We start from the raw sequence: 25,755 nt of genomic DNA on the forward strand, positions 1-25,755 counted from the left end.
CGTGTCACGACCTCATGTTGGCCCCGTTCGCATCGTAAACCGGGCCGCCATGCACCACCGCCTTATACATCTCGCCAAGGATTTCCACCTCCAGCGCGGTCTCCGGCGCCGCATGCTCGGCCCCGACATAGGCCATCGCCATCGACTTGCCGACCCGATGCGCATAGCCGCCCGAGGTGATATACCCCACGGCTTGGCCATCTTTCAGCACCGCCTCGTCCAGCGTCACGTCAATCGGCGTGTCGATCACCAGCGTCACCAGCGTCCGGTCGACGCCTTCCGCCTTCACCTTCTCCGTCGCCGCCTTCCCGACAAACTCCTTCTTCCAGTCGATGAACGCGTCCATACCCGCCTCGACCGCGTTGAAATCCGGCCGGAACTCCAGCCCCCACGCGCCCCAGCCCTTCTCGAGCCTGAGGCTCATCAGCGCCCTTGCCCCGTACCAGCAATAGCCCAGGTCGGCGCCAGCCTCTTCAATCGCCTCGCTCAGCCGGATCAGATACTGAGGCCGGCAATAAATCTCGTAGCCCAGCTCGCCGGAAAAGCTGATCCGGTTCAGGATCACCGGCACGCCGCCCACGAACGTCTTCCGCGTATCCCGGAACTTCAGCGCCCCGGCACTCACATCCTCCCGCGTGATCCGCCCCAATAGCTCCCGCGACTTCGGCCCCGACAGCGCGATCCCGTGCCACTCCGCAGTCTGGTTCTCGTGCACCACGCTTTCCGGCAACGTCCTCGCCCAGAAGCGCCCATGCGCATCCTGCATCGCGCCCGACCCGAACAGCATGAACTCCTCCTCGCCCAGGCACGCCACCGTCAGGTCACCGTAAAGCCGCCCCTTCTCGGTCAGCATCGGCGTCAGCGTGATCCGCCCGGGCTTCGGAATACGCCCCGCCATCACCCGGTTCAGCCAATCCCTCGCCCCAGGCCCGGCAACCCGATGCTTGGCGAAATTGGCGATCTCGATGCCCGCCACACCCTCCTGCACCGCCTTCACCTCCCGCGCGACATAGTCGAACGACCGGTTCCGCTCGAAGGTCGGCTCCTCATGCGCATCCTCCGGCCCGTCCGCGAACCACAGCGCGTTCTCAAGGCCAAAGCTCTGCCCCATCACCGCCCCCTTGGCGATCAGCCGGTCATAAAGCGCCGTCGTCTGCTGCCGCCGCCCCTTCGGCAGCGTCTCGTTGGGGAAGGTCATCACGAACCGCCGCTCATAATTCTCGGTCGACTTCACCGTGCCCCAATCCGGGCTCGCCCAGTCGCCAAACCGCGCCACGTCCATCGCCCACACGTCAATCGACGGCTCCCCGTCGATCATCCACTCCGCCAGCGTCAGGCCAACCCCGCCACCCTGGCAGAACCCGGCCATCACCCCCACGGCACACCAGTAATTCCGCATCCCCGGCACCGGCCCGATCATCGGGTTGCCATCCGGGCCAAAAGTGAACGGCCCGTTGATCGCATCCTTGATCCCCGCATTGCCCAGCGCCGGGATCCGCTCGAACCCAAGCTCCAGCCGGTCGGCAATATGCTCCAGGTTCGGCTGCAACAGCTCATGCCCGAAATCCCACGGCGTCCCTTCCACCTTCCACGGCACGCCCACCGGCTCGTAGGTGCCCAGAAGCATCCCGTCGCCCTCCTGCCGGAAATACAGGTTCGCCTCGTAATCGAACCCGCAGGGCAGGCGAGAGCCGAACGTCGCCACTTCCTCGATCCGGTCGGTCAGCAGGTAATGGTGCTCCATCGGTTGCACCGGAAGGTGAAGCCCCGCCATGTGCCCCACCTCGCGCGCCCAAAGGCCCCCACAGTTGACCACATGCTCGGCAATCACCGTCCCCCGCTCCGTGGTCACCTCCCACTGCCCATCGGGCCGCATCGTCGTCGCCGTCACCGGCGTATGGGTGAAATACTGCCCGCCGTAATGCCGTGCCGCCTTGGCAAAGGCATAAGTGGTGCCAGACGGATCAAGATCGCCATCCTGATCATCCCAAAGCGCCGCGTGATAGTATTTCGGGTTGATCAGCGGATGCCGCCTTGCCACCTCCTCGGGGCTGATGAACTCCTGGTTCAACCCCATGTACCGCGCCTTCGACCGCTCGCGCTTGAGGTAATCATACCACGTCTTGTTCGACGCCAGGTAAAACCCGCCCGTCAGGTGAAGCCCCACCGACTGCCCCGACAACTCCTCGATCTCTTGGTACAGCTTGATCGTGTAGCTCTGCAGCCGGCTGATATTCGGGTCGGAACTGATCGTATGAATCTGCCCCGCAGCGTGCCAGCTTGACCCGCTGGTCAGCTCGTTCCGCTCCAGCAGAATCGTGTCCTTCCACCCGAATTTGCTCAGGTGAAACAGGATCGAACAGCCAACAACGCCGCCCCCGATCACCACCACCTTGGCGTGGCTCGGCAAGGGCTTGCCCCGCCCGCTCTCGTCCTTCTGTATATTCAGCGTCGACTGCGCCAGATCGTCATTCATGTCCCAAATCCCTTTGCCTTATCCCCGCGAGGCAGGCCGCAAGGCCTGACGAGCAGCGCGTCCTACCAGTCCATCACGACCTTCCCGGAATTGCCCGAGATCATCGCGGCAAACCCCTCCTCGAAATCATCGATGGAAATCCGGTGCGTGATCAGCCCGCTCACATCCAGCCCCGACTGCACCAGCGCGATCATCTTGTACCAGGTCTCGTACATCTCGCGCCCGTAGATGCCCTTGATATGCAGCATCCGGAAAATCACCGTGTTCCAGTCCACCGGAAACTCCGTCGGCGCGATCCCCAGCAAAGCGACCTTCCCGCCATTGTTCATCCGCGAAATCATCTGCTGCATGGCGGCGCTGGCGCCCGACATTTCGAGGCCTACATCGAACCCCTCGGTCATGCCGATCTCGTCCATCACGTCGCTCAGCTTGTACCGGCTGGTATCGACCACATGCTGCACCCCCATGTGCCGCGCCAGGTCGAGCCGATAGGGGTTGATATCCGTGATCACCACCTTCCGCGCGCCCACCTTCTGCGCCACCAGCGCCCCCATGATCCCGATCGGGCCCGCGCCGGTCACAAGCACATCCTCCCCCACCAGGTCGAAACTCAACGCCGTATGCACAGCATTCCCGAACGGGTCGAAGATCGCGGCGATCTCGTCCGGAATATCCTCCGGTATCGGCACGACGTTGCTCTCGGGAATACAAAGATACTCGGCGAACGCCCCCGGCCGGTTCACGCCAACGCCCTTGGTGTTCCGGCACAAATGCCCCCGCCCCGCCCGGCAGTTCCGGCAAGCGCCACAAACGATATGCCCCTCGCCCGACACCCGCTGCCCGATCCGGTATTTCACCGCCGCAGGTCCGGTATCGACGATCTCGCCCACGAACTCGTGCCCCACCACCATCGGCACCGGCACCGTCTTGGCGCTGAACTCGTCCCACTTCCAGATATGCACATCCGTCCCGCAAATGGCCGACTTCTTCACCTTGATGAGCACATCCGCCGGCCCCGGCTCGGGCACCGGCACGTATTCCATCCAAAGCCCCGGCTCCGGTTTCGCCTTCACCAGCGCCTTCATTTCATTCTTCATCGCGCTACTCCCACAAATCCGTGCTGAGGTACTTGAGCCCGCTGTCGCACACCACGAAGGCCACGCAGCCACCCTTCTCCTTGTCCTTCAACAACCGCACCGCGGCGGCAAGGTTCGCCCCGGCGGAATACCCGCCGAAAATCCCCTCCATCCGCGCCATGAGCCTCGCATGCGACGCGGCCTCAGCGCCAGAAACAGTCTCTGTTCCAGCCAAATGCACGCCATCCAGATGCACCAGATCCGGCATCGAATACCCACCGCCCTGAATCGGATGCGCCGCCTGGTCAGGCTCCACCGCGTAACACCGCACGCCCTTTTTCCCAAAGAACCTCGCCGCGCCACCCAGCGTGCCACCCGACCCGATGAAATCGCAAAACGCCGTTACCGCGCCCTCCGACTGCTCCCAGATCTCCGGCGCCGTCCCGGTCTCATGCGCCATCGAGTTGCCTTCCCGCGCAAACTGATCCGCCCGAAACGCCCCGCGCGCTTCCGTGATCCGCTGCGCCGCTTCTTCCACAAGCGCCAGATCCGCCCCGGAAACCTCGCCCTTCCGCGACCCTTCCGCCTGCGGCACCAGCACAACCTCGGCTCCCAGCGCCCGCATCATCCTCGCCCGCTCCTCGGAATTCCCCTCGCTCATCACCGCCACGAACGGATGCCCCAGCACCCCGCACACGATCGAGAGCCCGGTGCCCATGTTGCCCGAGGTCAGCTCCACCACCGTCTGCCCATTGGCCAGCTCCCCGCTCTCCCTGGCCGCCTCGACAATCGCCTTCGCCGCCCGGTCCTTCTTGGAAAACCCCGGCAACAGGTAATCCACCTTCGCCAGCAACCGCCCATCAAGCCCCAATGCGTCTCTGATACGGCTCAACTCGACCAACGGCGTGCCGCCCATCGCGCCTATGACCGACGGCAACACCCCACTCACGAGATCACCCCCAACTCGCGCCCAACCTCCTCGAACGCATCGATCGCCCGGTCCAGCATCTCCCTCGTCAGCGCCGCACTCATCTGCGTCCGGATCCGGTCCTGCCCCTTCGGCACCACCGGGAAGGAAAAGGCGGTCACGTACACCCCCTTCTCGTTCAACTTCGCCGCCATCTCCTGCGCCAGCTTTGGATCGCGCAGCATCACCGGAATGATCGCATGCTCCCCCGGCAGCAACTCGAACCCCAGCTTGCCCATCCGCTCCCGGAAATACGCCGCGTTCTCCCAAAGCTGCGCCCGCAACGCCGCGCCATCCTCCAGCAAATCGAAAACCTTCAAAGACGCCCCCGCAATCACCGGCGCGAGCGTGTTCGAAAACAGGTACGGCCGCGACCGCTGCCGCAGCCAGTCCACCACCTCGCGACTCGCCGCGGTAAACCCGCCCGAGGCCCCGCCCAGCGCCTTGCCCAGCGTGCCGGTGATGATGTCCACCCGGCCCATCACCCCGCAATGCTCGTGGCTCCCCCGGCCAGTCTCGCCAACAAACCCCGTCGCATGGCAATCGTCGATCATCACCATCGCGTCGTACCGCTCGGCCAGGTCGCAGATCTCCGCCAACTTCGCGTAATACCCGTCCATCGAGAACACGCCATCCGTCGCGATCAGCCGGTGCCGTGCCCCCTGCGCCTCCTGCAAACACCGCTCCAAGTCGGCCATGTCCGAATTCGCATACCGATACCGCTGCGCCTTGCACAGCCGCACCCCGTCGATGATGCTCGCATGGTTCAGCGCATCCGAAATGATCGCATCCTCAGGCCCCAGAATCGTCTCGAACAAACCCGCATTCGCATCAAACGCCGCCGCATAGAGAATGGCGTCCTCCATCCCCAGGTACCCCGCAATCCGCGCCTCCAGCTGCTTGTGCTCCTCCTGCGTCCCGCAGATGAACCGCACGCTCGCCATCCCGAACCCGTACCGGTCCAGCGCCGCATGCGCGGCCTCAATCACCCGCGCATCATCCGCCAGCCCGAGGTAATTGTTGGCACAAAGGTTCACCACCTCCTTGCCACCGGCCAGCGTCACCTCCCCGGCCTGCATCGAGGTGATCACCCGCTCGGTCTTGTAAAGCCCCTCGGCCCTCAACGCCTCGAGCCGCTCACCCAGATCCCCGTCAAACCTCTCAGCCGCACGCATCTCTCAATCTCCTTCTCCAATCCCGGGCTTCTTCTTGGTCAAAATATCCCGGGGGAATCGCCGCCCCGCGGCGATGGGGGCAGCGCCCCCTCAATTCCACCAAAGGGCCAAAGCCCCTAATACCACGCCTCCGGTATCTCGCGCTTCCGCCGCGCCACGAACTCCCGCAGCGCCTCGTCCGTCGCGACATCCAGCTCCGGCTGCTCATACTGCTCCAGCATCGCGTTCCACCGCTCGAACGCCCGAACCCGCATGTCCTTCGACCCGCCATCTTCCCAGCTTTCCACGTTCTCGCTGTCGCTCAGCTTCGGCTCGTAGAACGCCTCGGTGTAGTTGCGCATCGTATGGCCACAGCCAAGGAAATGCCCACCGGGCACCACCTCCCCATAGGCATCCCGCGCGAGGCTCTCGTCGTCAACCACAAGCCCGTGGTCCAGCACCTTCTGGTAGCTTCCCAGCCGATCGGCATCCATCACCAGCTTCTCGAACCCGGTGCAAAGCCCCCCTTCCAGCCACCCCGCGGCATGCAGCGTGTAATTCGACCCCGCCAGCATCGTCGAATGCATCGAATCGGCGCTTTCATAGGCCGCCTGCGCATCCTCGATCTTGCTCGCCGTCAGCGACCCGCCACAGCGCAGCGGCAATCCCGCCCGCCGCGCCATCTGCCCGATCGCATAGTTCGAGATCACCGGCTCCGGCATCCCGAATGTCGGCGCCCCGCTCTTCAAACTCATCGACGACAGGAAATTCCCCAGCACGAACGGCGCCCCCGGCCGCACCAGCTGCGCAAAGGCGCAACAGATCATCGCCTCCGCCATCGCCTGCGTCACGCTCGCCGCCGTGCTCACCGGCCCCATGGCGCCGGACAGGATGAAGGGCACCACGATAATCCCCTGCCCTCGCCCGCAATAGACCCTTATCGCCTGTGTCACCACCTTGTCGACCAGAAGCGGCGAGTTGGTGTTCACGTTCCCCATGATGACGCAATGCTTATCCATCACCTCGCGCCCATGCAGGATCTCCGCCATCGCAACGCTGTCCTCGGCCCGGCTCATCTCGGTAATCGCACCCAGATGCGGCTTGTCGCTCCGGCTCATGTGCAGATAGAGCATATCCAGATGCCGGTGACTGACCGGAATGTCACAAGGCTCGACGATCACCAGCCCGGTATGGTGCAGGTTCGGATGCATGTATGCCAGCTTCACCAGCTTCTCGAGCGCATCAAGGTCGCCATACCGCCGCCCGTGCTCCAGGTCGCGCACGAAAGGAGCCCCGTAGATCGGCGCAAACACCTGGTTCCGCCCCCCGATCGTCACGCTCCGCTCCGGGTTCCGGGCAATCTGCGTGAACTCCTTCGGCGCCTTGGCACAAAGGCTCCGCACCCAATCCGCTGGCGCCTTCACCCGGCAGTCGCTCACGTCGGCCCCCGCCTCCCGCCAGATCCGCAGGGCATCCGGGTCATCCCGAAACTCGATCCCCACCTCCTGCAGGATCCAGTCGACCTGCCCCTCCAGCTTCACAACCGTTTCCTCGTCGAGCACGTCGAAAAACGGCAGGCTCCGCCGAATGAAAGGTGACGGCGGCGCAGCAATCGCCGCCGCCCCGGTATCACGCCGCGATCTCGCCCGTCTTGCCATGGCATCTCTCCCCTATTAGAGAATCAATCTAAACCATGCGCCAACACCTGTGATCGTGGTAAAATCCGGGGCTTTGGATAAACTGAGATTATGCAAAACCTCTGGAAGCTCGTCTCCTCTCCCCGCCACCTCCTCGTGTTCGAGGCCGCCGCCCGCACCGGCTCCTTCACCCGTGCCGCGCGCGAGCTTAACGTGCAACAGCCCGCCGTCTCCGCCGCCATCAAGCAGCTCGAAACCTCCCTCGGCGTGCAACTCTTCATCCGTGCCCACCGCGCCGTCACCCTCACCCATGCGGGCGAACGGCTCTACAACGACGTTTTCGCCGCCTTCGAGCGCATCCATCAAACCGCCCGCATGCTCAGCACGCAGGGCGCGCAAGCCCACGTCACCCTCTCGGCCTCCACCGCCTTCGCCCATTACTGGATGGTCCCGCGCCTCGCCGACTTCCACCGCGCCCATCCGGGCATCGACCTCCGCCTGCAAACCTCCGAACGCGAGCCGGATATCGACGCCGAAGGCATCTCCCTCGGCATCCGCCGCGGCACCGGCATCTGGCCCGGCTGCGACAGCCACCTGATCGCCCCCGAAATCATCTCCCCCATCGCCGCGCCCCGCGTCATGGCCAGCGCCGTCAACCTCAAGACGGTCGCCAACCTCCCCCACGAAAACCTCATCCATCTCGAGGAACCGGTGCGCGAACGCCCCGGCTGGGCCGACTACTTCTCTTACTGGAAAGTCCCTTATTCAGAGCCGAAAACCGGCCTCCGCCTCAATGATTACGCCCTCGTCCTGCAGGCCGCCATCGCCGGCGAGGGCTTCGCCTTCGGCTGGCATCACGTCACCGATCACCTTCTTCGCCAGGGCCTCCTCACCCGCCGCGACGCATGGGCCTGGGAAACCGGCGCCGGCTTCTACCTGGTCTGGTCTGCCACCACCCCTCTCACCCCGCAGGCCGAGAAAACCCGCGACTGGCTCGTATCCCTCGTAGGGTGCGCTTGAGCGCATCGCGCTGGCCTTCTCCCCCGCTTTCGCCCTATCCTGCCCCGCATCCGCAGGAAGGACCTTCCCGATGCTCCATTCCGTAACCCGTGGAACCGGCCGCCCGATCCTCGTGCTCCACGGTGCAAAGCTCGATCACCGCCACATGCTCGATGCCATCGAACCAGCCTTTTCGGGCGTTTCCGGCTGGAAGAGAGTCTATATCGACCTACCCGGCCACGGCCAAAGCCCGTCACCGCCTAGCCTGAACGACATGAAAGGCGTGTTGCAATCGGTGATCGACTTCGTCGAAGCCACTTATCCCGGCCAACCCGTCGCCCTGATCGGCGAATCCCGCGGCAGCCATGTCGCCGAGGGCATCACCATGCTGCGCCCCGATCTCGTCGCCGGTCTCTGCCTGATCGTCCCCGGCGGCAACCGGCCTGAGTCCATCCGCCCCGATCACGAAACCCTCGTCCCCGCGCCGGGCCTCCGCGACACGCTCCCCGACGCCGCGAAACCCCGCTTCGACCGCCTCGTTGTCCAGTCACCGGCTATTGCCGAAAAGATCGTCGCCACCAAGCTGCCTGCCGCCGCCCGGCACGACCCCGATCTCGAGGCCCGCATCCAGAAGGCCTTCGACTTCTCCGACGACCCGCAGATCACCGGCGGGCAATGCGAGGCCCCCTCGCTGATCCTCTCCGGCCGGCAGGACTCCATCGCCGGCTACGACGACGCCCTCGCCATGCTCCCGCGCTTCCCCCGCGCCACCTTCGCCTTGCTCGACACCGCGGGCCACAGCCTCGCCTGGGAACGCCCCGACGTTGCCGCCGCCCTCATCCGTGATTGGCTCGACCGCCTCGCCGTCTAACCGGCAATCCGCGGCCGCCCGCTGGCCTCGACCGTAATCTCCGCCTCCAGGAACACCTCCCGCGCCTCCGCCTGTGCCACCTTCATCTCCCGTGCCGCACTCACATGAATATCCTGTGCCCCGGCCCGCTCCGCCTGCGCCCGCGCCTCGGCCTCCAGCGCCTCCTGCAAGGCCGCCATCGCCGCCTCCGCATCGCTGAAATCCTCCGGCCCGCTCTCCAGGTGCACCCGGAACCGCCCCTCCGCCGGGCTCGTCACCGTTCCGCTCCGCCGGATCGTCACCCGCCCCACCACGGCACCGATGGCATTCGCCACGCCCGCATGCTCCGGCAACACCATCCGGCACGACAACCGCTCACCCACTGCCCCGTAATAGGCCGGCGCCGACGCCCCCAGGCCGACAACAGGCAGGTTCAGCCCCGCCTCCAGCCGCATCAGACCCCGGTGATGGTCCAGCCCCTTCTGCAACAGCACGTGCCGCGCCAGCACCTCCGGCGACAGCCCGAAATCCACCTCTTCCTCGGCAAAAGCAGTCTCTAACAAGGCCAAACTTGTCTGATGCGTCAGCTGGTCGATGATCATCTGCGCCATCGCAAGCGGCTCTGGGTTGAGCCGGTTGCCACTCCCCGTCCGCTTCCGCCCGATCAACGCCACGGCCTTCTCCGCCGCCTCGCCATCCCACTGCGCCTGCCGCCCCAACACATGTGCCGCATCCGACGGCGTCACGCCAGACACCTGCACCAGCCCCCGCTTCACCAGCCGCATCAGCCCGGCCATCTCCAGCCGCGTCTTCAGCACCGCCCCCAGCGGCTGCACCCCCGAACCGATCCGCTCCAACAGCGCCGCATCCTTCGCCTGCAATCCGCCGGCCTCGATCCCCGGCACCGCCCGCACGAAGCGCGCGTCATGCTCGCCGGGCGTCTCGCTCCGCAACTGCTCGTCCAGCACCCGATGCACCAGCTCCGGCGCCTCCAACGCCATCAGGCTCACCGGCACCACCCGCCGCGGCCCCAGGCTCACGCCCCCAACAAGGCCCTCCTCCAGAACATGCATTTCACTGTCCCCGCCCAGCCCCGTCGTCCGCATCGCCACGGCTTCCACCATCGTCCGCCACGGCCCAACCCTGGCCCCCGCCGGGTCAATCGCCGGCTTGCCACCCCGCAAAACCGCCACATCCGTCGTCGTCCCGCCGATGTCCGAGACCAGCGCCTCTGTCTCCCCGGTCATCCAGCACGCGCCCACGATACTCGCTGCCGGCCCGCTCAGGATCGTCTCGATCGGCCGCTCCTTCGCCTGCCCCGCCGAGATCAACGCGCCATCCCCCCGCACCACCATCAGCGGCGCATGTATCCCAAGCTCGACAAGCTTGCCCTCCGCCTTCTCGATCAGCCGCGCGATCATCCCGATCAGCCGCGCGTTCAGCACCGCCGTCAGCGCCCGCTTCGGCCCGTTCAGCCGCGCCGACAGATGATGCGAGCATGACACCGGCTTCCCCGTTGCCGCCCGGATCATCTCCGCCGCCCGCAACTCATGCGCCGGGTTGCGCGTCGCGAACTGGCTTGCCACGGCGAAACCGGAAACGCCCATATCAGTCTCTAACCAGCGTGTTAGAGCCGCTTCATCCAGCTTCGCCGCCTCGCCACCCGCATGGCTGTGCCCGCCGCCGATCACCAGCGCCGGGTCACCGCCCAGCGCCTCGCGCAGCCCGTGCCCGTCAAGGTCACGCTCCCGAAACCCGATATAGACAAGTCCCACGCGCCCGCCCTGCCCCTCGACCAGCGCATTGGTCGCCAGCGTCGTCGACAGCGAGGCCAGGCCGATCTCGTTCACATCCGCCCCGCTCTCCTTCAGAACGGCCGCCACCGCCTTGCCGATCCCCTCGGCCAGGTCATGCCGCGTGGTCAGCGCCTTGGCACTGGCCACCACCTCGCGCTCATCCCTGATCAGAACGGCATCCGTATAGGTCCCGCCGGTATCGACCCCCAGCAAAAGCGCCATGCGCGTTTCTCCTTGTGCTTCGCTGTCAGCGGTTTACCGGCTTTTCAGCCCCGGTCCATCCCGTTTGCGGCATCCGCCAGTCGCCCCACCGCCCAGCGCGCCGCATCCGCGACCGTCGCATCCGGATCCTCGCACAAATCCTGCGCCACCGGCCTCAGCCCCGGCACTCCCGAGTTGCCGATCGCATACAGCACGTTCCGCACGAACCGGTCCCGCCCGATCCGCTTGATCGGGCTGCCCGAGAACCTCTCGCGAAACGCGGCGTCATCTAGCACGGCCAGCTCCGCCAGCCGCGGCGCGGTCAGATCCTCCCGCGCGTGATACCGAACCTCCCGCGCCTCCACCGCGAACTTGTTCCAGGGGCACACCGCCAGGCAGTCGTCGCACCCGTAGATCCGGTTGCCCATCTTCGCCCGCAGCTCTTCGTCCACCGGCCCCTTGTGCTCGATCGTCAGGTAGGAAATGCACCGCCGCGCATCCAGCTGATAGGGCGCCGGAAACGCCTCCGTCGGGCAGACATCCAGGCACGCCCGGCAAGACCCGCAATGGTCGCTTTCGGCAGGATCAGTCTCTAATTCCAGCGTCGTGAACACCGACCCGATGAAAAACCAGTTCCCCAACTCCCGGCTCAGCAGGTTGGTATGCTTGCCCTGCCATCCCAGCCCCGCCGCCTGCCCCAGCGGCTTCTCCGGCACCGGCGCGGTATCGACGAAAACCTTCACATCACCGCCGCCCTCGGCAATCAGCCACCTTGCCAACCGCTTCAACCGCTTCTTGACCGTGTCGTGGTAATCCTTGTTCCGCGCATAGACCGACACCGTGCCGACCTCCGGCTGCCCAAGTGTCGCCATCGGGTTCACATCCGGCGTATAACTCTCCCCCAGCACGATCACCGACCTTGCCTCGGGCCAGAGAACCTGCGGCGCCCCGCGCCAGTGGCTGCGCTCCGCCAGCCACCCCATCTGCCCGTGCCGCCCCTTGTCGAGAAACTCCGCCAGCCGCCCCGGCACCTGTGGCACATCCCACGGCCGGCACACCCGGCACGCATCGAACCCCTCGGCCAGAGCCTGCGAAACCAGTCTCTGTTTCAGCCCGTTCTTCATCTTGCCAGAAATACTCCGGGGTGAATTGGCCCGGACAAGGTCCGGGTCAAGAGGGGCAGCGCCCCTGCACCGTCACCATCTTCAGAAATCCAGGTCCGCATAATGCGCCGGCTGCGGGAACCCCGGAATCTGGTCCGCCAGGATTCCCCGGAAGGCCGGCCGCGACTTGATCTTCGCGTACCAGTCCTTGACGATCTCCGACCGGTTCCAGTCCACGTCCCGAATGTAATCCAGCGAGCTCAGATGCGCCGCCGCCGTGAAATCCGCCAGCGTCATCACGTCGCCCGCCAGCCACCGCCGCTGGTCCAGAAGCCATGTCATGTAATCCAGGTGGAACTTGATCGCCTTCGCCCCGGCCTTGACGTTCGAACTGTCCGGAAACCCCTGCTTCATCACCTTCTTGTTCACCCGCTCGTAAAGCAGGTTCGAGGTGACCTCGCTGTGGAACTTGTCGTCGAACCAGCTCACCAGCCGCCGCACCTCGAACCGCGCATCGGCCGATTTCGGCATCAGCGGCGGCTCGGGATACACTTCCTCGATATATTCGCAAATCGGCGTGCTTTCGGCGAGAAGCTTGTCGTCCAGCTTCAGCACCGGCACCTTGCCGGCCGGGTTGCGCCGCAGGAAATCGGGGCTCTGCTCCCAGTATTTCTCCTCCACAAGCTCGCACTCGATCCGCTTCTCGGCGAGAACGAGCCGCACCTTGCGACAGAACGGGGAGAGGGGAACGTGATAAAGCTTGGCCATGACCGTCTTGGTTATATCGTCGGGCTGCGTATCTCCATGCCCGGATTATCCGCGTATTTCAATCCTCGAAACAGGCCGATCTGCCGTCGCGGCGGATCGTGGCCGCCCCGTCGAGGATAGACGCCGCCCTCTGCCGCACCGAGGCCGAGGGGTTTGCCGCCGACCGGCCCTTCGGGTCCGGCAGCACCGCCGCCAGCCTTGCCGCCTGCGTGGGCGAAAGCGCCTCCGGCCCCACGCCGAAGTAATGCCGCGCCGCGGCCTCCACTCCGAACACACCCTCGTCGAACTCGGCCACGTTCAGGTAGACCTCGATGATCCGCCGCTTGGGCCAGAAGACCTCCACCACCGGTGTGATCATCGCCTCGAGCGCCTTCCGAAGCCAGTTGCGCCCGTGCCAGAGATAGACGTTCTTCACCGTCTGCTGGCTGATCGTCGACGCCCCCCGCCCCGCGCCTTCCTCGATGGCACTGCGGATGGCCGACATGTCGAATCCCCAGTGATTGCAGAAATCGGCATCCTCGGCCGCCACGGCCGCCCGCGCCATCACCGGCGCGACATTGTCCAGCGGCACCCACACGCGGTCGATCCGCCCCAGCCGGGCCTCTTCCTGCCGCATGTAGATGGTCTTGGGCGGGTTCAGCACCCGATGCGCAATGATCACGCAGGTCGCGACCAGCACCACCAAAAGCACAAGCCGCACACTCCACCGCCACAGCCAAGCAAGCGGGCGAAACCGTCGTTTCGCCCGGTCGGTCGTTTTCTTCGCCTTCGCCGGTTTGCGCTTTGCCATCCCGTTTCCGCTACAGCGGCCGCTGATGTCTTTCAATCCCGGCGGTCACGCAGCCCTCAGAAAGAACAGGCCCAGACCCGCACCGAGCACCCGTAGTCGTACTGGTTGCAATACCCCATCGCGATGTTTTCCGCACCCGCGCGGCTCGGGCTGTGGCCCCAACCCCAGCCGTTATTGGCCCCCACGGCCATGGCGCCACAGGTGTTGTAGAAGGTCTTGATCTGGGTGCAGTTGCCGCCGCACTCCTGGTAGACCCGGTTATAGGCCTCCTGCTGCGAGGCATAGCTGTGCGCCCAGCCATAGGCGCCGCCCGGGCCAAAGCCCACCGCGCCCCAGCAGTATTGATAGCCACATTGGCCGGCCGCGGCCGGACCTGCGGCAAGGGCAAGCGCCGAGATGACGCCGGAAATGGTTAAACGAAATTTCATGGTGATTCTCCCAGTTACCCGACGTCAGTATCCGCCAGTTTCGGATTTTCACCAAACATCAGCATCTTGAGGGGGTGGATAAGCCACGGCCAAGGGCCTTCCCGCCACACTGACAGGCAAGGCATGCGCGGTTACCGGGTCAGGGGCCGGGCCGTTCAACCTCCGATCGCAACCCGCCCTCCTCGTCGGGCGTGTAGGGCGACTGCAGCAGATGCCCGCGCACCGGGAAAGCCTGCAAGACCCCGTCAAGCGCCGCCCGGTCCACGTGCCGTACCAGCAGGCACACCGCCGACGACCCGGGTTTCAAAGTCGCACCAAGCTCTTTCAGGAAATCCGAATTCACCCCGGGATCACGCTCTCGTCCCACCATCGCACCGGTCGCGGCCCCGGCCAGCGCCCCGGCGACCGGCATGGCAAAGGCGGCCCCGATCAGCAGCCCCCACACTGTGCCACCGGCCGTCTGCGCCAGCGGCACGTTCACCGCGTTATGCAGATGCACCTCGCCCTCGGCATCCCGCGTCATGATCGTGGTGTCCTGCGTCTCGAGCTGCATGTCGTCTTTCAACGGCTGCAACCGCTCCGCCAGGTCAAAGGCAGATTGCTCGTCATCGAAGGCAATGATCAGAAGTTCGGACATCGGGGCACTCCTTCAGGAAACCTGCCCTGAAAAAGGTAAGGGCGCCCCGCCCGATTGAAACCCCACAGGCGGGCCGCCGCGCATGTCCAAACGCGAACGCGCCCCGGAACCCCCGGGGCGCGCGCTGCAAATATGTGACCCTATTCCGCCGGAATCGCTTCGTCTTCGATCCCCAGCGGATGCTCCAGCTTGTCGAGCATCTCGCGCGGGCAAACCTGAAGGAAGTTGCCCTTCTCGATGTCCCAATATTGCAGGATCTCCTGGGCGCGCCGGCTTCCGGTCTCCTCGGCATGCCGCTCGACCATCATTTCCAGCTCTTTCAGCCAATGCTCTTCCGTCACCGCGCACATCACCACCGACGTGGCGTTGATCAGGTTCCGCGCCGTGCCGTTCGGGTCATAGAGATAGGCCATGCCCCCGGTCATCCCGGCGGCAAAGTTCGCCCCCACCTCGCCAAGGATCACGGCAACGCCGCCGGTCATGTACTCGCACCCGTTCGAGCCGCAGCCCTCCACGACCACATGCGCGCCAGAGTTCCGCACCGCGAACCGCTCACCGGCCCGGCCGCTGGCAAACAGGTAGCCCGCCGTCGCGCCGTACAGAACGGTGTTGCCGATGATCGTGTTCTCGGCGGCTTCAAGCGGGCTCATCTGCGGCGGGCGCACCACGATCGTGCCCCCCGACAGGCCCTTGCCGACATAGTCGTTCGCATCGCCCGACACCTCGATCTTCAGGCCCGGCGCGGCAAACGCCCCAAGGCTCTGCCCCGCACTCCCCGACAGTTTCACAGTCAGGTGGTTGGGCTGAAGCGCGTTGCGCATCCCGAAGTTCCGCACGATATGGCTCGAAACCCGCGTGCCCACGGTCCGGTCGGTGTTCTGAACGGCGTAATGCAATTGCATCTTCTCGCCATCGTTCAGGAACCGCGCCGCATCCCGCACGATCTCGGCATCGAGCGTATCCAGCACCTCGTTCCGCGGCTTGTTGCGGTCATAGACAATGTCCTTTGCCCCATCCACGGTGATCAGCATCGGATTCAGGTCGAGGTCGTCCAGATGCGCCGAGCCCCGGCTGACCTGAGTCAACAGGTCGGCCCGCCCGATCACCTCGTCCAGCGACCGCGCCCCTATGCTGGCCAGGATCTCGCGAACCTCCTGCGCATAGAAGGTGATCAGGTTCACCACCTTCTCGGCATTGCCGGTGAACTTGGCGCGCAGGCTCTCATCCTGCGTACAAACCCCCACCGGGCAGGTGTTCGACTGGCACTGACGCACCATGATACAGCCCATCGCGATCAGCGCGGCGGTGCCGATTCCGTATTCCTCGGCCCCCATCATCGCCGCCATCACGATATCCCGGCCAGTCCGAAGGCCGCCATCGGTCCGCAGCGTGATCCGGTCGCGCAGGTGGTTCATCGACAGAACCTGGTGCGCCTCGGTCAGCCCCATCTCCCACGGAAGACCGGCATACTTGATGCTGGTCGCCGGGCTCGCCCCCGTGCCGCCGTTGTGACCCGAAATCAGGATCACGTCGGCCTTGGCCTTGGCCACACCTGCCGCAATCGTGCCCACGCCCGACTGCGCCACAAGCTTCACACAGACCTTCACGGTCGGGTTGATCTGCTTGAGGTCATAGATCAGCTGCGCCAAGTCCTCGATCGAGTAGATATCGTGGTGCGGCGGCGGCGAAATCAGCGTCACGCCCGGCGTCGAATGCCGCAGCCGCGCAATCAGCTTGGTCACCTTCATCCCGGGCAGCTGCCCGCCCTCGCCGGGCTTCGCGCCCTGCGCCACCTTGATCTCCAGCTCTTCGCACTGGTTCAGGTACTCGGCGGTCACGCCGAACCGGCCGCTCGCGACCTGCTTGATCTTCGCCGACGGGTTGTCGCCATTGGGCTCCGGCGTGAAATGCGCCGGGTCTTCGCCACCCTCGCCACTGTCCGAGCGCGCGCCGATCCGGTTCATCGCCACGTTCAGCGTCTTGTGCGCCTCGGGCGACAGCGCGCCAAGGCTCATCCCCGGCGTCACGAACCGTTTCCGGATCGCGGTCACGCTTTCCACCTCTTCCAGCGGAATAGCCTTGCCCAGCGGCTTGATCGCCATCAGGTCGCGCAGGTGAATGGGCGGGTTTGCCTGCATCGCCTGGGAATACCGCTTCCAAAGCTCGAAGCTCGCCTTGTTGCAGGCCATCTGCATCATGTGCATCGTCTGCGCGCCCCACGCATGGGTCTCGCCCGATTTCCGCGCCTTGTAGAACCCGCCGATCGGCAGGATATCCTTGCCACCCTTGAAGCCCTGCTTGTGCACATCCTGCAGCTTCGCCTGGATCCCGCTGACCCCGATACCGGAAATCCGGCTGGTCAGGCCCGGGAAATACTCGGCACACATCGCCCGGCTAAGCCCCACGGCCTCGAAGTTCAGACCGCCGCGATACGACGAAATCACCGAAATCCCCATCTTCGACATGATCTTCAGAAGGCCCTGGTCGATCGCCTCGCGATACCGCGCCACGTTCTCGGTCAACCCGCCATCCAGCAGCCCCCGCTCGATCCGGTCGGCCAGGCTGTCCTCTGCGAGATAGGCGTTCACAACCGTGGCGCCCGCCCCGATCAGCACGGCGAAATAATGCGGGTCGATACACTCGGCCGACCGCACGTTGAGGCTACAGAAGGTCCGCAGCCCCTTCCGCGTCAAATGCGAATGCACCGCGCTGGTGGCAAGGATCATCGGCATCCCGATCCGCTCCTCGCTCACGCCGGTATCCGTCAGCACGATATGCCCGGCCCCCGAACGCACGGCATCCTCCGCCTCGGCCCGGATCCGCGCCAGCCCTTCACGCAGCGCATTCTCGCCCGGCGCGAAGGTACAGTCGATCTCGGTCACCTCGCCCTCGAACTCGCGCATCAGCGCGGCCCACTGGGCATTCCCGATGAACGGGCTTTCCAGCACCACGATCTCGGTCTGCGCGCCGCTTTCGTCCAGAACGTTCTTCAGGTTCCCGAACCGCGTCTTCAGGCTCATCACCCGGAACTCGCGCAAACTGTCGATCGGCGGGTTCGTCACCTGGCTGAAATTCTGCCGGAAGAAGTGGCTCAGCGGCCGATACCCCTTCGACAGAACCGCACTCGGCGTGTCATCCCCCATCGAGGCCAGCGCTTCCTTCCCGTCCTCCGCCATCGGCGACAGGATGCTCTCCAGCTCCTCGATCGTGTACCCGGCCGCAATCTGCCGCCGGCGCAACTCCGACCCGGTGTAAAGCGGCTTCTCCGTCACCCCGGCCAGAACCTCGTCCATGTCGTTGATCTTGCCGACCCACTCGCCGAACGGCAGCGCCCGCGCCAGCTTGTCCTTGATCTCGGTATCGTGGAACAGCAGACCCTTCTTCATGTCGACGGCCAGCATCTGCCCCGGGCCCAGCGCGCCCTTCTCGCGCACCGTCGCCTCGTCGATCGGCACCATCCCGGCTTCCGACCCGCAAACCACCAGCCCGTCGCCGGTCACGACATACCGCATCGGCCGCAGCCCGTTCCGGTCAAGTCCGGCACAGACCCAGCGGCCATCGGTCATAGCCAGCGCCGCCGGCCCGTCCCACGGCTCCATCACCGAGTTGCAATAGGAATACATGTCCCGCCACGCCTCGGGCAGCTCCTCGGCCTGCTTCGACCAGCTTTCCGGAACCAGCATCGTCTTCGCCATCGGCGCGCTCCGCCCGGCCCGCACCAGAACCTCGAAAACCGAATCCAACGCCGCCGAATCCGAGGATCCGCCCGCGATGATCGGCTTGATATCCTCCGCATGATCCCCGAACGACGCGCTCGCCATCCGGATCTCGTGGCTCTTCATCCAGTTGGTGTTGCCCTTCAGCGTGTTGATCTCGCCGTTATGCGCCAGCATCCGGAACGGCTGCGCCAGCCACCATTGCGGGAAGGTGTTGGTCGAATAGCGCTGGTGATAGATCGCGAACGCGCTGATGAACCGCTCGTCCTGCAGGTCGGGATAGAAATCCGCCACCTGCTCGGCCAGCATCATGCCCTTGTAGATGATGCTCCGGCACGACAGGCTCGCAATATAGAGCCCGTGAATCCCCGCCTCCGCCACGGCCTTCTCGACCCGGCGGCGGATGACATACAACTCGCGCTCGAAATCTTCCTCGTCGATCCCCTTGGCATTCGAAATCAGGATCTGCTCGATCTCGGGCCGCGTCGCGTTGGCCTTCTCGCCAAGCACGCTCACATCCACCGGCACGTGCCGCCAGCCATAGATGTAATGCCCCATGCGGATGACTTCCGTCTCCACGATCGTCCGGCAGGTCTCCTGCGCGCCGAAATCCGTTCGCGGCAGGAAGACCTGCCCCACGGCCATCAGCTGGTCTTCCCGCGGCTCGTGCCCGGTGCGCCGCACCTGGTCATAGAAGAAGGGCACGGGAATCTGGATGTGAATGCCGGCGCCGTCGCCGGTCTTGCCATCGGCATCCACCGCGCCCCGGTGCCAGATCGCCTTCAGCGCGTTGATCCCGGCATCCACCACCTTGCGGCTCGGGCTGCCATCGACCGCCACGACAAGCCCCACCCCGCAGGAGGAATGCTCCTCCTCCTCGGAATACATCCCGTTCTCGGCCAGCCACTTGCGCTTGGCTTCCTCGTTGCGGGCCCAGTTGGTGTCGAATTTGGTCATTGCAGGTCTCCCTCTACGATGCCGAACTTCGCAAGCGCATCCTTGCGCGTCAGACGGGTCCGGTCACCGGCATAGCCAAAGCTGTCCGGCTTGTGATCAATGTAAATCTCGTTGTCGAAGCTCAGCCCGGATGCATCGTCCAGCAACCCGATCGGAAGCTCCAGGCTGGCCGACATAGGCCTTTCGGCAGTGACATGATAATAGAGCGCCGAGCCGCAGTGTCCGCACCACGCCCGTTCCGCCCAGTCCGAACTCTGAAGCATCTCGATATGCTCCGATCCGGTCCACTCGATCTCGCTGCGCGGCACGGTCATCCCCAGCAAGGCCGAGCCCGTCCACCGGCGGCACATCTCGCAATGGCAGGCGCCAAAACGCGCCGGCGCCTGCGCGAGCGTAAAGGCCACCCGTCCACACATGCACCGTCCCGTTCTGCTCGCCATCCTGCCTTCCTTCATCCGGTGGGTCAGGGCATCTGCCCTATCTGGTTCCCGGTGCCGTCACCCGCACCGACGCAATACCGACAAAATACCGACGTTATACCGACGTCGCCTTTCACTCCGCCGCGATGGCCTTCTCGCCACCGTCGAGATACTCCAGGATGGCCTCCGCCGCGTCGCGCCCGTCGCGGATCGCCCAGACCACAAGGCTGGCACCGCGCACGATATCGCCCACGGCATAAACCCCGTCCATCGCCGTGCGGCCGGTGGTGAATTCCGCCTTGATGGTGCCCCAGCGGGTCACCGACAGCTCTTCCACGCCCCAAAGCTTCGGCAGCTCTTCCGGCTCGAAGCCCAGCGCCTTGATCACGATATCGGCAGGCTCGTCATAGTCGGCCCCCTCGATCTCCTCCGGCGTCTGGCGACCGCTCGCATCGGGCGCGCCAAGGCGCATCTGCTGCACCTTCACCGCCGTTACCGGGTCGCCGACAAAGGCCTTGGGCGCGCTCAGCCATTCGAACACAACGCCCTCTTCCTCGGCATTGGCCACCTCGCGCTGGCTGCCCGGCATGTTCTGCCGGTCGCGCCGGTACAGGCACTTGACCGATGTCGCCCCCTGCCGCACCGCCGTGCGCACGCAGTCCATCGCCGTATCGCCGCCGCCGATCACGACCACGCGCTTGCCCTCGGCATTCAGCTCGCCGCTTTCGAATTCCGGCACATCGTCGCCGAAACTCTTCCGGTTGCTCGCCGTCAGGTAATCAATCGCCCGCACGATCCCCTGCGCGCCCGAACCCGGCCCTTGCAGGTCACGGCTCTTGTAGACACCCGTCGCGATCAGCACGGCATCGTGCTTCCCGCGAATCGCGGCGAACGACAGGTCGGTGCCGACGTCGCAATTCATCACGAATTCCACGCCGGCCTTCTCAAGCTGTTCATTGCGGCGCATGACCACGTCCTTCTCCAGCTTGAAGCCTGGAATCCCATAGGTCATCAGCCCGCCCGAGCGGTCATAGCGGTCATACACCGTCACCTGCACACCGGCCCGGCGCAGCATGTCCGCCGCCGCCAGCCCGCCGGGGCCCGCGCCAATGATCCCGACCGACTCGGGGCGCTCTTCAGCGGGCGTGATATCCTCGACCCAGCCTTCTTCCCACGCGGTATCGGTCAGGTATTTCTCCACCTGCCCGATGGTCACCGTGCCGTGGCCCGACTGTTCGATCACGCAGTTGCCTTCGCAAAGACGGTCCTGCGGGCAGATACGGCCACAGATCTCCGGGAACGTGTTCGTGAGCTGGCTCAGCTCATAGGCTTCCTTCGTCCGGCCCTCGGCGGTCAGCCGTAGCCAGTCGGGGATGTTATTGTGCAGCGGGCAATGGCTCTGGCAATAGGGCACACCGCACTGGCTGCAGCGCCCGGCCTGCTCCTTCGCCTTTTCATTGGCGTACTCGGCATAGATCTCGTGGAAGTCCTTGTTGCGTTCGGTGGCCAAACGCTTTTCTGGCATGGACCGTTCTACAGTCACGAACTTCAACATGGGTTGCTTCGCCACGGCGTACTCTCCGAATTTCCGAAATACCGACCCTGTCTACTTTATGGTAATCGGGAAATAAAGTCAGAACGACTGACCTAATACAAAAATATTTTGGTCAATGGTCGCTTTTTCTTTATCTTCTGGTAAGAAATTATGTCCGATACGGACCTAAATGCTGTCTTTCGCCTGAAACTCAGTGGTTTATAGGTGGGTTGAACCCATTCTGGCCCGCCGGATCCGCCTGATGCCCCTGTTCCACCTTATCATCATCGCCCTGATTCAGGGACTTACGGAATTCCTGCCGATCTCCTCCTCCGGCCACCTGATTCTCCTCCCCCGCCTCACCGGGCTCGAGGATCAGGGTCAGGCGGTCGATGTCGCTGTCCATGTCGGCACCCTCGTCGCCGTGCTCCTCTATTTCTGGACCGACATGCGCAAGGCCTTTGGCGGCCTCCCCCGCCTGCTGATCGGGAAGGCCGACACCGAAGGCGCCAAGCTCGCCCTGCTCCTGCTGATCTCCTCCGTCCCGGTCATCGCCTTCGGCCTCATCCTCAAGCTCACCGGGCTCGACGCCTACCTGCGCTCGGTCGCCATCATCGGCTGGACCATGCTGATCTTCGGCATCCTGCTCTACTGGGCCGACCAGTTCGGCGAAACCACGCGCACCCAGGAAAACTGGAGCCTCACCGACGCCATGGTCGTCGGCGTCTGGCAGGCCATCGCCCTCATCCCGGGCACCTCGCGCTCGGGCATCACCATCACCGGCGCCCGCTTCCTCGGCTACAACCGCCACGATGCGGCGAAGCTTTCGATGCTGATGTCGGTGCCCACGATCATCGCCAGCGGCATGCTGCTCTCGGGCGAGGCAATCATGAACGCCGACCTCGCCCTGCTGCGCGATTGCGGTATCGCCGCGGCGCTGGCTTTCGTCGCGGCCCTGCTGGCGCTCACCATCATGATGCGCCTGCTGCGCAGCGTCAGCTTCACGCCCTACGTGGTCTACCGGGTTGTCCTTGGCGTCATCCTGCTGGTGATCGCCTACAGCTAGGCGCCGCGAAGGTTCGACGCCGACCGCTTGATGTCGTCATACTGCCCGTCGGGCCGGAACCGCCACAGGTAGTCCGGCAACACCGCCTCAAGCGAGGTCGGCTCGATCCCCAGGTCGGCAAAGGTCTTCGCGCCTTCCGAAACCACGTTGTCGGATTTCAGGCTCTGCACCTGGTCGCGGGTGATCTGCGGCGGAATGAGCCGGAAGGTGATCGCCTGCACGAACTCCATCACCGCCCCCATGATCGTCGCAATCCAGAACGGGATGTTGAGGATCAGCCGGCGCCGGTGGATCACCCCCAGCATCTGCTGCATCAACTCGCGGAAGGTGTTCACGTCCGGCCCGCCAAGCTCGTAGATGCCCGGCGCAGCCGTGCCCTTCGCGCCCATTTCCGCCGCGGCGGCCACATCGTCGACCCAGACCGGCTGAAACCGCGACGAGGCCCCGACAACCGGCAGGATCGGGCCAAACCGGCTCATCCCGGCGAACCGGTTGAAAAAGGCATCCTCGGCCCCGAAAATCACCGACGGTCGCAGGATCGTGGCGTCGGGGAACGACTCGAGGATCGCCGCCTCGCCCTGCCCCTTGCTCTGACCATACAGCGTATCCGATTCGGTATCGGCCCCGATGGCGGAAATATGCACCAGCCGCTGGACGCCTTCTTCCCTGGCAATCCGGGCCACCCGCGCGGCGGCCTTGTGCTGGATCGCGTCGAAATTGTTCTTGCCGCCCTTCTCGAAAGTACCGACACAATTCACCGCGGCATCCGTCCCCCGCATCACCGAGCGCACGCTGTCATCGTCGCGGATGTTGCAGAAAACCGGCTCGACCTGGCCGACAACGCCATAGGTCCTGACATAGACCGCGTCGTTCGGGCGCCGCACGGCCACCCGCACGCGCCATCCGGCCTTGGCCATGCGCCGCGCGATATACCGCCCCAGGAAACCGGACCCACCGAAGATCGTGACGAGTTTTGACTTGGGCATTTGCTGGCCTCCGCAGTCTTGCCGTTCACCCCTCTTCCTAGCCTCCCGCGCGGGGTTCGACAAGGCGTGATGCCCGAATGTCCGCGCACGTGAAAATCGCCGTTGACACCGCCCCGACCCGCCGCTAAATGGCGTCCTCACGACACCGGCCCAGGTGGCGGAATTGGTAGACGCGCTAGCTTCAGGTGCTAGTGTCTGTATGGACGTGGAGGTTCGAGTCCTCTCCTGGGCACCATTTCCCCGAGACCCGAGAATACCCAAGGCAGGCGCACCACCGGCCCCAGGCTGTTTGACATCGCGGGCGAAATGTGGGCTTTGCCGCAGGCAACAAAACAAGAGTTTCAAGCCCCGTGTCGGACCAGACAAACAATACGTCCCGCCGGCTGGTCGCCGTCGTGGTCACTCATAACCGGCTCGACAAGCTCAAGCCGACCGTCGACCGACTGCTCGACTCCGACCCCGCCCACCTCCACGCCGTCGTCATCGTCGACAACGCCTCGACCGATGGCACGGCCGCATGGCTGGCCACGCTGACGAATCCGCGCATCGATCTTGTCACCAGCAAGGTCAATCTGGGCGGCGCCGGCGGGTTCGAAACCGGCATGCGGCATGCGGTCGCGCAGCACGACCCCGACTGGCTAGTCGTGATGGACGACGACGCGCGGCCCTTCCCCGGTGCGCTCGAGGCCTTCCACGATCTTCCGCCCGAAAAGTGGGACGCCATCGCCGCCGCCGTCTATTTCCCGGATGGCCGGATCTGCGAGATGAACCGCCCCTCGCGAAACCCGTTCTGGCACTGGCGGCTGTTCCTGCGTACGTTCCGCAAGGGGCGCAACGGCTTTCACATCCCCCATGATGAATACGAGAAAGACGGCTGCCCCATCGACGTGACCTCCTTCGTCGGTTTCTTCATCTCGCGCGAGGCGCTCCGGACGGCGGGCTACCCCGACGGGCGCCTGTTCCTTTACGGCGATGACGGGCTTTACACCCTCGGCCTCAGCCGCGCGGGCGGGCGCATCGCCTTCCTGCCCCAGGTCGCCTTCGAGCACGACTTCACCACCTTCGGCGGTTCCGGCGCTGCCAAGGGTCAGCGCTTCCGGCCGCTATGGAAGATCTATTACCACCACCGCAACCTGCTGTTGCTCTACCGGATGGCCGCCGGCTGGCTGTTCTGGCCCGCACTGCTGATCGTGCTGCCGAAGTGGTACTCGAAAGTGCGCCACCACGATGGCGCCCGCCGCCAGTTCCTGCGCCTCATGACACGCGCCGTGGTGGACGGGCTGTTCAACAGGCTCGACGTCACCCATGCCCAGGTCCTGCGCATGGCGGGGCCTGAACCGACAGAGTAACCCGACCTACTTGTTGAGAATTTCGCGGTTGTACCGGTGCGTCAGAAGCAGGCCGAAGAACAGCAGTATGATCCCCACGAAGAAGACATACACCGTGTCGATGTAATGCGGCGTATAGGTCACGTAGAAGCCCGTGCGCGTCAGCCCGACGATATGAACCAGCGGGTTGTACCACAGGATATTCTGCGCCATCCGCGGAAGATCCTCGAACAGGTAGATCACGCATGAGGCCAGGAAGAGCGGCCGCGTGATGATGCCCCACATCACCCCCCAAACGGGAAAGAGACCGATAAGCGCACAGTTGAGCGTGCCGACACCCAGGCCGATCAGCATCGTCAGGCCGAACGCCTCCACGATCGGCCCCAATTCAAGCACGGTGCGGTTTTCGACAACCGCGAGGATCCCCGTGAACAGCAGGATGCTGATGATGATCCCGGTCAGGCTGTTCAGCACGAACCGCGCGATCAGCGCATCGAACCAGTTCACCGCCGGAAACATCAGCAGGGGCTTGGAAAAGGAAATGGCCTGCGACGTCGCCGCCGCAATGTTCTGATACAGGTTAAACACCACGTATCCGGTCGCATAGAACAGGATGAAGCTCGTTCCCAGCGACGGCGACCGCAGCAGCAACGAAAAACCGATGGCAAGGAAGATGATCGCCGCCAACGGTTCGATGACGCCCCAGATGTAACCGCCGGGCGTGCGCCCGTACCGCGTGGACATCTCGCGCAGGATCAGGGCCAGGATATTGCGGGTGGGAGAGTAGCTCAGCTTGTGTCGGCTGACCTTCTCTGTGTTCGGCGTATCCGCCGAGCCTGTAATTGCCATGATCGACTACGGTGACTC

At 64.7% G+C, this 25,755-nt stretch carries 20 protein-coding genes and 1 tRNA gene; 5 read left to right on the forward strand and 16 right to left on the reverse strand.

Translation table 11 applies throughout. The annotated features are described in order from the left end of the window. Positions 1-4 precede the first annotated feature (4 nt). From RIdsm_RS25465 to RIdsm_RS25485, 5 genes are all read right to left on the reverse strand, one after another. On the reverse strand, positions 5-2,476 hold the full coding sequence (locus RIdsm_RS25465; protein ID WP_082647227.1) for a GcvT family protein: 2,472 nt from the start codon (positions 2,474-2,476) through the stop codon (positions 5-7). A 62-nt stretch (positions 2,477-2,538) separates the two neighbouring features. Then, positions 2,539-3,561, reverse strand: a complete 1,023-nt coding sequence (gene tdh, locus RIdsm_RS25470) for an L-threonine 3-dehydrogenase (protein ID WP_201455551.1) — start codon at positions 3,559-3,561, stop codon at positions 2,539-2,541. A 16-nt stretch (positions 3,562-3,577) separates the two neighbouring features. After that, positions 3,578-4,501 carry a PLP-dependent cysteine synthase family protein gene (locus RIdsm_RS25475; RefSeq protein ID WP_236553161.1) on the reverse strand — a complete coding sequence of 308 codons (924 nt, stop codon included), beginning with the start codon at positions 4,499-4,501 and terminating at the stop codon, positions 3,578-3,580. Next, the gene (locus RIdsm_RS25480; RefSeq protein ID WP_057812249.1) at positions 4,498-5,694 is read right to left on the reverse strand and encodes a glycine C-acetyltransferase; all 1,197 of its coding nucleotides are present in this window, start codon (positions 5,692-5,694) and stop codon (positions 4,498-4,500) included. Before RIdsm_RS25480 ends, RIdsm_RS25475 begins: the two co-directional genes overlap by 4 nt. A gap of 116 nt (positions 5,695-5,810) precedes the next feature. Further along, positions 5,811-7,331 (reverse strand): trimethylamine methyltransferase family protein, encoded by a 1,521-nt coding sequence (locus tag RIdsm_RS25485; protein ID WP_057812247.1) that lies wholly within the window; start codon positions 7,329-7,331, stop codon positions 5,811-5,813. A gap of 90 nt (positions 7,332-7,421) precedes the next feature. Here RIdsm_RS25485 and RIdsm_RS25490 point away from each other — a divergent pair, with 90 nt between their 5' ends. Both RIdsm_RS25490 and RIdsm_RS25495 read left to right on the forward strand, forming a co-directional pair. Beyond that, entirely contained in the window at positions 7,422-8,330 is a 909-nt protein-coding gene (locus tag RIdsm_RS25490) for a LysR substrate-binding domain-containing protein (protein WP_057812245.1), read from the forward strand. A 70-nt stretch (positions 8,331-8,400) separates the two neighbouring features. After that, entirely contained in the window at positions 8,401-9,180 is a 780-nt protein-coding gene (locus tag RIdsm_RS25495; RefSeq protein ID WP_057812243.1) for an alpha/beta fold hydrolase, read from the forward strand. On the opposite strand, the gene RIdsm_RS25500 is transcribed toward RIdsm_RS25495, so the two are convergent. From RIdsm_RS25500 to RIdsm_RS25540, 9 genes are all read right to left on the reverse strand, one after another. Further along, positions 9,177-11,177, reverse strand: a complete 2,001-nt coding sequence (locus RIdsm_RS25500; protein WP_057812241.1) for a hydantoinase/oxoprolinase N-terminal domain-containing protein — start codon at positions 11,175-11,177, stop codon at positions 9,177-9,179. The genes RIdsm_RS25495 and RIdsm_RS25500 overlap by 4 nt on opposite strands. A 44-nt stretch (positions 11,178-11,221) precedes the next feature. Beyond that, complete coding sequence (gene queG, locus RIdsm_RS25505; protein ID WP_057812239.1) at positions 11,222-12,280, reverse strand: tRNA epoxyqueuosine(34) reductase QueG; 1,059 nt, start codon at positions 12,278-12,280, stop codon at positions 11,222-11,224. A gap of 81 nt (positions 12,281-12,361) precedes the next feature. Continuing rightward, the gene (gene fzlA / locus RIdsm_RS25510) at positions 12,362-13,027 is read right to left on the reverse strand and encodes an FtsZ-binding protein FzlA (RefSeq protein ID WP_057812237.1); all 666 of its coding nucleotides are present in this window, start codon (positions 13,025-13,027) and stop codon (positions 12,362-12,364) included. Between the two features lie 58 nt (positions 13,028-13,085). After that, on the reverse strand, positions 13,086-13,817 hold the full coding sequence (gene mtgA / locus RIdsm_RS25515) for a monofunctional biosynthetic peptidoglycan transglycosylase (RefSeq protein ID WP_057812235.1): 732 nt from the start codon (positions 13,815-13,817) through the stop codon (positions 13,086-13,088). A gap of 56 nt (positions 13,818-13,873) precedes the next feature. Then, a complete protein-coding gene (locus RIdsm_RS25520; RefSeq protein ID WP_057812233.1) occupies positions 13,874-14,245 on the reverse strand; it encodes a DUF4189 domain-containing protein in 372 nt (123 codons plus the stop codon). Positions 14,246-14,384: 139 nt separating this feature from the next. Next, positions 14,385-14,882 (reverse strand): DUF1269 domain-containing protein, encoded by a 498-nt coding sequence (locus tag RIdsm_RS25525; RefSeq protein ID WP_057812231.1) that lies wholly within the window; start codon positions 14,880-14,882, stop codon positions 14,385-14,387. A 140-nt stretch (positions 14,883-15,022) separates the two neighbouring features. Beyond that, positions 15,023-19,555: a glutamate synthase large subunit gene (gltB, locus tag RIdsm_RS25530; RefSeq protein ID WP_057812229.1), complete on the reverse strand. Its 4,533-nt coding sequence runs from the start codon at positions 19,553-19,555 to the stop codon at positions 15,023-15,025. Continuing rightward, entirely contained in the window at positions 19,552-19,995 is a 444-nt protein-coding gene (locus tag RIdsm_RS25535; protein WP_074939928.1) for a GFA family protein, read from the reverse strand. The genes gltB and RIdsm_RS25535 overlap by 4 nt, the downstream gene beginning before the upstream one ends. 112 nt (positions 19,996-20,107) lie before the next feature. Continuing rightward, positions 20,108-21,544 carry an NAD(P)-dependent oxidoreductase gene (locus RIdsm_RS25540; protein WP_177228384.1) on the reverse strand — a complete coding sequence of 479 codons (1,437 nt, stop codon included), beginning with the start codon at positions 21,542-21,544 and terminating at the stop codon, positions 20,108-20,110. A 226-nt stretch (positions 21,545-21,770) separates the two neighbouring features. Between RIdsm_RS25540 and RIdsm_RS25545 the strand changes: the two genes are divergently transcribed. Further along, positions 21,771-22,574 carry an undecaprenyl-diphosphate phosphatase gene (locus RIdsm_RS25545; RefSeq protein WP_057813250.1) on the forward strand — a complete coding sequence of 268 codons (804 nt, stop codon included), beginning with the start codon at positions 21,771-21,773 and terminating at the stop codon, positions 22,572-22,574. On the opposite strand, the gene RIdsm_RS25550 is transcribed toward RIdsm_RS25545, so the two are convergent. After that, on the reverse strand, positions 22,571-23,560 hold the full coding sequence (locus tag RIdsm_RS25550) for a complex I NDUFA9 subunit family protein (RefSeq protein WP_057812222.1): 990 nt from the start codon (positions 23,558-23,560) through the stop codon (positions 22,571-22,573). The genes RIdsm_RS25545 and RIdsm_RS25550 overlap by 4 nt on opposite strands. A 148-nt stretch (positions 23,561-23,708) precedes the next feature. Between RIdsm_RS25550 and RIdsm_RS25555 the strand changes: the two genes are divergently transcribed. Beyond that, positions 23,709-23,795 (forward strand) — tRNA-Leu (locus tag RIdsm_RS25555). A gap of 115 nt (positions 23,796-23,910) precedes the next feature. Then, the gene (locus tag RIdsm_RS25560) at positions 23,911-24,909 is read left to right on the forward strand and encodes a glycosyltransferase (RefSeq protein WP_057812220.1); all 999 of its coding nucleotides are present in this window, start codon (positions 23,911-23,913) and stop codon (positions 24,907-24,909) included. Between the two features lie 6 nt (positions 24,910-24,915). On the opposite strand, the gene RIdsm_RS25565 is transcribed toward RIdsm_RS25560, so the two are convergent. Further along, positions 24,916-25,737, reverse strand: coding sequence for an ABC transporter permease (locus RIdsm_RS25565; RefSeq protein ID WP_057812219.1), 822 nt, complete (start codon positions 25,735-25,737; stop codon positions 24,916-24,918). Positions 25,738-25,755: the final 18 nt, after the last annotated feature.

It is taken from the genome of Roseovarius indicus, from assembly GCF_008728195.1.
Lineage (GTDB): Bacteria > Pseudomonadota > Alphaproteobacteria > Rhodobacterales > Rhodobacteraceae > Roseovarius > Roseovarius indicus.

What these genes read in the sequence shown, in the direction of transcription:
- RIdsm_RS25490 (WP_057812245.1), top strand. Translation starts at nt 7,422, where the DNA reads ATGCAAAACCTCTGGAAGCTCGTCTCCTCTCCCCGCCACCTCCTCGTG.
- RIdsm_RS25500 (WP_057812241.1), bottom strand. Translation starts at nt 11,177, where the DNA reads ATGGCGCTTTTGCTGGGGGTCGATACCGGCGGGACCTATACGGATGCC.
- RIdsm_RS25485 (WP_057812247.1), bottom strand. Translation starts at nt 7,331, where the DNA reads ATGGCAAGACGGGCGAGATCGCGGCGTGATACCGGGGCGGCGGCGATT.
- RIdsm_RS25565 (WP_057812219.1), bottom strand. Translation starts at nt 25,737, where the DNA reads ATGGCAATTACAGGCTCGGCGGATACGCCGAACACAGAGAAGGTCAGC.
- RIdsm_RS25535 (WP_074939928.1), bottom strand. Translation starts at nt 19,995, where the DNA reads ATGGCGAGCAGAACGGGACGGTGCATGTGTGGACGGGTGGCCTTTACG.
- RIdsm_RS25550 (WP_057812222.1), bottom strand. Translation starts at nt 23,560, where the DNA reads ATGCCCAAGTCAAAACTCGTCACGATCTTCGGTGGGTCCGGTTTCCTG.
- RIdsm_RS25495 (WP_057812243.1), top strand. Translation starts at nt 8,401, where the DNA reads ATGCTCCATTCCGTAACCCGTGGAACCGGCCGCCCGATCCTCGTGCTC.
- tdh (WP_201455551.1), bottom strand. Translation starts at nt 3,561, where the DNA reads ATGAAGGCGCTGGTGAAGGCGAAACCGGAGCCGGGGCTTTGGATGGAA.
- RIdsm_RS25480 (WP_057812249.1), bottom strand. Translation starts at nt 5,694, where the DNA reads ATGCGTGCGGCTGAGAGGTTTGACGGGGATCTGGGTGAGCGGCTCGAG.
- fzlA (WP_057812237.1), bottom strand. Translation starts at nt 13,027, where the DNA reads ATGGCCAAGCTTTATCACGTTCCCCTCTCCCCGTTCTGTCGCAAGGTG.
- mtgA (WP_057812235.1), bottom strand. Translation starts at nt 13,817, where the DNA reads ATGGCAAAGCGCAAACCGGCGAAGGCGAAGAAAACGACCGACCGGGCG.
- RIdsm_RS25465 (WP_082647227.1), bottom strand. Translation starts at nt 2,476, where the DNA reads ATGAATGACGATCTGGCGCAGTCGACGCTGAATATACAGAAGGACGAG.
- queG (WP_057812239.1), bottom strand. Translation starts at nt 12,280, where the DNA reads ATGAAGAACGGGCTGAAACAGAGACTGGTTTCGCAGGCTCTGGCCGAG.
- RIdsm_RS25545 (WP_057813250.1), top strand. Translation starts at nt 21,771, where the DNA reads ATGCCCCTGTTCCACCTTATCATCATCGCCCTGATTCAGGGACTTACG.
- gltB (WP_057812229.1), bottom strand. Translation starts at nt 19,555, where the DNA reads ATGACCAAATTCGACACCAACTGGGCCCGCAACGAGGAAGCCAAGCGC.
- RIdsm_RS25525 (WP_057812231.1), bottom strand. Translation starts at nt 14,882, where the DNA reads ATGTCCGAACTTCTGATCATTGCCTTCGATGACGAGCAATCTGCCTTT.
- RIdsm_RS25520 (WP_057812233.1), bottom strand. Translation starts at nt 14,245, where the DNA reads ATGAAATTTCGTTTAACCATTTCCGGCGTCATCTCGGCGCTTGCCCTT.